This window comes from Nonomuraea lactucae, from assembly GCF_003313395.1.
GTDB classification, from domain to species: domain Bacteria; phylum Actinomycetota; class Actinomycetes; order Streptosporangiales; family Streptosporangiaceae; genus Nonomuraea; species Nonomuraea lactucae.
Window position 1 is genome coordinate 1 of the sequence record NZ_QNFZ01000418.1, and the last position, 1015, is coordinate 1015.

Annotated in this window: 1 protein-coding gene; it reads left to right on the forward strand. The window is 69.2% G+C overall.

The window, feature by feature from the left end:
- Nucleotides 1–5: 5 nt before the first annotated feature.
- Nucleotides 6–893, forward strand: a complete 888-nt coding sequence (gene deoC, locus DQW85_RS22320) for a deoxyribose-phosphate aldolase (RefSeq protein WP_240197351.1) — start codon at nucleotides 6–8, stop codon at nucleotides 891–893.
- Nucleotides 894–1015 lie beyond the last annotated feature (122 nt).

The following is a 1015-nucleotide window of genomic DNA, read 5'->3' on the forward strand; positions in this document are numbered from 1 at the left end:
CGACGTTGAGAGCGTTTCTGCATGGCCTGCCCGGTGTGGATCGGGTGGGTGCGGATCAGCGGGCGGCGATGCTGGGCACCCGTTCGGTCAAGACGACGGCCAAGGCGCGGGCGATCGATCTGGCCATTTCGATGGTGGATCTGACCACGTTGGAGGGGGCGGACACGCCGGGCCGGGTGCGGGGGTTGTGCGCCAAGGCGGTGTGGCCGGCGCCGGGCGCGCCGCGGGTGGCGGCGGTGTGCGTCTATCCGGATCTGGTGGGGGTGGCCGCCGCGGCGGTGGCCGGGTCGGGGGTGAAGGTGGCCTCGGTGGCCACCGCGTTTCCCAGTGGCCGCTCGTCGCTGGAGGTGAAGGTGGCCGACACCGCGCTGGCGGTGGCGGCGGGCGCTGATGAGATCGACATGGTGATCGATCGGGGGGCGTTCCTGGCCGGCGGGTACGCGAAGGTGTTCGAGGAGATCGTGGCGGTCAAGGCGGCCTGTGGTGCGGCGCATCTGAAGGTGATCCTGGAGACGGGTGAGCTGGCCTGCTACGACAATGTGCGGCGGGCCTCGTGGCTGGCGATGCTGGCCGGCGCGGACTTCATCAAGACCTCCACCGGCAAGGTGGCGCCGGCGGCGACCCTGCCGGTGACGTTGGTCATGCTGGAGGCGGTGCGGGACTTTGGGGCCGTCACGGGGCGGCGGGTGGGGGTCAAACCGGCCGGTGGGATCCGCACCAGCAAGGACGCGATCAGGTATCTGGTGGTGGTGAAGGAGACGGCGGGGGAGCAGTGGCTGAGCCCGGCGTGGTTTCGGCTGGGCGCCTCGGCGGTGTTGAACGATCTGTTGATGCAGCGTGAGAAGCTGGCCAGTGGCCGTTATGCCGGTCGCGACTATTTCACCCAGGACTGAATGATGGCGGTTTTCGAGTATGCGCCGGCGCCGGAGTCGCGTCAGATCGTCGATCTGCGGCCGTCGTATGGGTTGTTCGTGGGTGGGGAGTTCGTCGAGGGCGGCGGGGGCGCTTTCAAGAC